This is a genomic window from Candidatus Goldiibacteriota bacterium, assembly GCA_016937715.1.
Taxonomy (GTDB): domain Bacteria; phylum Oederibacteriota; class PGYV01; order PGYV01; family PGYV01; genus PGYV01.
In genome coordinates this window covers 1-4,455 of record JAFGWA010000015.1, presented here as the reverse complement: position 1 = coordinate 4,455, position 4,455 = coordinate 1, and the positions used below count along the sequence as shown (strand labels likewise).

3 protein-coding genes are annotated in these 4,455 nt (G+C 42.5%); all 3 read right to left on the bottom strand.

The features are described from left to right. Positions 1-575: 575 nt before the first annotated feature. From JXR81_02020 to JXR81_02010, 3 genes are read right to left on the bottom strand one after another with little or no spacing between them, the layout of a single operon-like run. Entirely contained in the window at positions 576-1,676 is a 1,101-nt protein-coding gene (locus JXR81_02020; GenBank protein MBN2753623.1) for an LptF/LptG family permease, read from the bottom strand. Beyond that, the gene (locus JXR81_02015) at positions 1,673-2,830 is read right to left on the bottom strand and encodes an LptF/LptG family permease (GenBank protein ID MBN2753622.1); all 1,158 of its coding nucleotides are present in this window, start codon (positions 2,828-2,830) and stop codon (positions 1,673-1,675) included. Before JXR81_02015 ends, JXR81_02020 begins: the two co-directional genes overlap by 4 nt. Next, the gene (locus JXR81_02010) at positions 2,827-4,290 is read right to left on the bottom strand and encodes a glycosyltransferase family 39 protein (GenBank protein ID MBN2753621.1); all 1,464 of its coding nucleotides are present in this window, start codon (positions 4,288-4,290) and stop codon (positions 2,827-2,829) included. The genes JXR81_02015 and JXR81_02010 overlap by 4 nt, the downstream gene beginning before the upstream one ends. Positions 4,291-4,455: the final 165 nt, after the last annotated feature.

Genomic DNA, 4,455 nt, shown 5'->3' with positions numbered 1-4,455 from the left:
CTAAAGACCCGCGTCTACCAGTGCCGAAAAAAATCTAAAATAACAAATCTAAAACAAAACAACGCGCCCTAAAAGGACGCGGCTACCGGGGATAAGAACAGGACAAAACAAATTACCGGGGATAAGAACAGGACAAAACAAACTGCCGCGGGATAAAGACCCGCGCCTGCCAAACATTGAAATTTACCAAAAGAGGTATGATATATCACGTCTTCTAAGGTGTCTATGGAATATCCCCGCTGCTTTCGCTCGTGAACTCGCTGCATTGCGGGGATTTCCGCTCGCGTGCTCGCTTCAACAACGCGCCCTAAAAGAACGCGGCTACAGGGGATAAGAACAAGACAAAACAAACTGTCGGGGATAAGAACAAGACAAAACAAATTACCGGGGATAAAAACAGGACAAAACAAATTACCGGGGATAAGAACAAGATGAAGAATATGCGAGCTGACACATGCACCAAAACGAAATACCGCTGCGGCGGCAGGGAAAGATAAGCGGGTACAAAGGCGGGAAAACAAAAACGAGACGCATCATGATGCGTCTCTACGTTATTACACACGATTACAGAAACTTTACCTTTTCACCCTTAACAGCGCCATTACACCTAACCCCGCAAAGACAAGGTTTGATATCCATGCCGACAGGATGGGGGACAGGATTGATGCTTTTCCCATTGACAGCCCTATTGTGACAAAGCCCATGTAGAAAAACGACACTATAATTGTGACAACAAACCCTATTGCGGCGTTTACAAATGAGCGCTGGGTGGAAAACATAAAGGGGATTGATATGCCTAAAAGCGATAATATAAAAGTGGCAAAAGGGTACGCGATTTTAAGGTGAAAGTTAACCTCTTCTTCATTATATTTAAAACCGCTTGATTTTAAGGTGTTGATTATTTTTCTTAACCTGAATATGTTTATGGCAAGCGTGTCGTCAAAGGACTGTTTTTTTACTATAAAATCTTCCGGCGCGTCGGATACGTGCAGTTCTTTGCTTTTAAAAATATTGGTATCAGTCTCCGCGCCGTCTTTAAAATGCCTTTCCACGCCGTTTTTAAGCGTCCAGGTGCCGCCCTGCCACACGCCTTCTTTGGCGTCAAGGCGGTAAGTTATGTTAAATTCTTTGTCTATTTCAAGTATGCATATACCTTTCATCTGGCCTACAAGGCCGTCAAAATACTTAATATAAAAAACCTTTCCGTCAGACGCCAGCTTTGCAAGGTCGCGTGACACCTGCATTGAAGAGATGTTCTTTTTTTCTATTTTAACGTCCTTAATATAAGCGGCGTTTTCATAGCTTTTTGAAACAAGGGTTTCGTTTGTCACCATTGCGGCGGCGCTTACAAGAAACGCCAGCACAAGCACGGGCATGGCAATGTTCCTGAAATCTATGCCGGCTGATTTCATGGCTGTAAGTTCGTTATTGCGGCTAAGCTGGCTGAATACAAACAGTATTGACAGAAGCATGGCAAAAGGGATTGCCTGCGAAGCCAGAAAGGGGACGCGCAGTATATAATAATACATAAGCAGAAATAAAGAGGGTTTATGCGTAAGCAGGACGGGAAGTTCGTCTATAAGGTTGGACACCATTATAAAAACCACAATGCCGGAAAGAATAACACCGAAAGCTTTTATTATTTCTGACAGTATGTATTTATGAAGTATTTTCATTTTTGTGCCCGCCTGCTTTTTATTTTTACGGCGATAAAAGGCAGGAATATTGCTATAAAAAGCACCGCGCTTATTGCAATCATGGCAATATTAGGCAGCCACGCCGCGGTAAAGTGGTTCCATTTTCCCGAATAACCGTAAGACTGCCCCACGGAAAGCAGTATGTAATACATAAATATCAGTACAAGAGAGAAACTTATAGCGGTAATTTTTCCGCCTTTTCTGGTAAGCAGCCCAAGCGGTATGCCTATAACGGCAAACGCTATAACCGCGAAGGGAAGAGAAAATTTCTTATGCAGTTCCAGAATAACCCAGTTTTTGTCGTGCCTGCTCTGCGGGCCTTTTTTCATTTCCGCGTAAAGTTCCTGTGCTGTCATTTCGCGCGAGCCTTTTAAATCATCGGCAATGTTCTTTTTTCGCATGGCGCCCTGTATGTCCAGGTCCACGTAATTAACGGCGAAAAAGATTGAATTTAACCTTTCCGGTTCCGTGAAAGATCCGGTCTGAAGCACGCCGTTTTTAAGTTTTAGCGCTATCCTGAAGCTTTTTTCGTCGGAAATGAATTCGCCCTCTCTGGAAGTTATTACCTTAACCGGTTCGTTGGAATTGTGTTTGTCTTTGATAAAAATAAGGATGTTTTTTAAAAGCTCGTTTTTATTGTCTTTTTCGCCTATGTAAAAGACGTAATCGTCAAACTGTTTTATAAAGGTGTGTTCCTGTATAAGTATTCCGGAGCGTTTTTTTACTATTTCATAATAGACCTTTTTGTATTCCAGATTCGCGGCCGGCAGCACGTAGTTGTTAAACAGCACAAGGCCCGCCGTTATTACAATGGCCAGCAATAAGGAAGGTATAGTTACCTTTGCCACGCTTATACCGCACGCCTGCATGCCGTGGTATTCGTTATCCTGCACAAGGCGGCTGTAAGTTAAAAGGATACCCACAAGAAAAGCCATTGGCAGTGTAACCGCCACGGTTGACGGAAGCAATAAAATAAGAAGCTTAATAACGGTAAATATATCAACGCCATATTTGACCACAAGGTCGCTCATGACAAACAGGGAATTCATGATAAGGAAAAAAGTGAATATAAAGAAACCCATAAGGGTTACGTATGACACCTCTTTTATTATGTACCTGGAAATTATTTTCATTGAATACCCTTAAACCCCGTATTGTAATCAAAAAAGAACCTTAATTCAGCGGCGCCTTTTTTGTAGAAAAATTCATCTGTTGTTTTAGTGCCGGTAAAATATACGGCCATTTCCGCGTGCTCCCAGGGTGCGCCGTAAATAAACATACAGCTGCCATCCTTAAAATTTTTATATCCGTCCCAGAACCTGTAATGCTTGCGGGATTCGTGGGGTATTAAACAGTAAACTTCCGGATTATCCTTCATATAAAAAGCAAGAAGGCTTGCCGTCTGGTAATGCCTTGAGGCGATAAATAAAGGGCCTTTTTGCTTTAAAGCATTATAAACGCCGTCCGCTTTTTCGGCAAGTTCTTTGTAGCCGTAAGCTTTTTTAAGGGGGTTTGCTTTTTCGGGTATTGGAAGTATGGGGTGAACAAGGTGAATGTGAATAAGTATTACCGCTATAAAGCCAAGCGTGTACGGCCCGTGAACCGCAAGTTTTTTTAAAAAGGGCTTAAGGTTAAGGCTGAAAATATACCTTGTGGTGATAAAAAACAGCGGTAAAAAACAGTATGCCGGCCAGTTGGCCTCTACCCTGCTTTTAAGCGATAAAAGCAGGTAGGGGATTATGGACACAAAAAACAAAACAGCCATAAGGTATTCGCTTTTGTTTTCACGGTTCTTAAGGGCTTTAAATCCCGCGGCCATCATAAACAGAAACAGGAAAGGGGATATTAAACCAAACTGCGCGCCTATAAGTTCGCCTAAATACTTCAGCGTGAACCCGCCGTTTCCGCCGCCCCTTATAAAAAGATATTTCAGGGTGGCAAAATCATGCGTGATATTCCAGTAAATATACGGCGACGCCGCGATTAAAGTGAACAGGGTGAAAATAAAAAGGCTTTTAAAAAGTTTTTTGTTTACGGCAAAAGCGGTAAGCGCGAAGATAATTACCGCGGGATAAAAAGTGGCAAGCGTAAGTTTGCTGATGACGCCAAGCCCAAGTATTAAACCCGCGTAACCCCAGTATGTGTTGTTGTCCGGTTTTTCGCAGATATAAAGCATCTGCAGTATGAAAAGCGCGGCAAAGAACCCCATTACGGTGTCATGCATCATAAGTATGCTGCCCGCCGCGAATATAACGGAAGACGCCATGTTAAGGATGTTTATAAAATTTTCTTTTCTGTTTGTGTTGTGGGAGTATAACTTATTATATATAAGGAAGGAAATCATCATAGTGGCGGCGGAAAGAATAACTGCGCCTAACCTTACCGTAAATATGGTATTGATATTTGTAAACAGGGTAAACAGCCATATAACAACAGCCACGCCGGGCCCCTGTTCGTAAAAACCAAAATCCATATGCCGCGCCCACTGCCAGTAATACGCCTCGTCCCCCAGCAGGGGAAAAAGGGTAATAAACCAAAGGCGCACGGCTGTGATGGCTGCTATAAAAAAGAAAACTGCTTTTGTGTGCTGCATTTTTTCTCCCGATAATATTTCCTTAATAATATCACATACGGGGGGGATTTTGAAATGATTTTGGATGCTTAGAGGCTTGGGGCAACTTGCAACATTTAATGCAACACCGTTAAAATTTCCCATGTTTCTCTTGTAACTTTTTGTCTTATTATGTCGTTTGCGGTT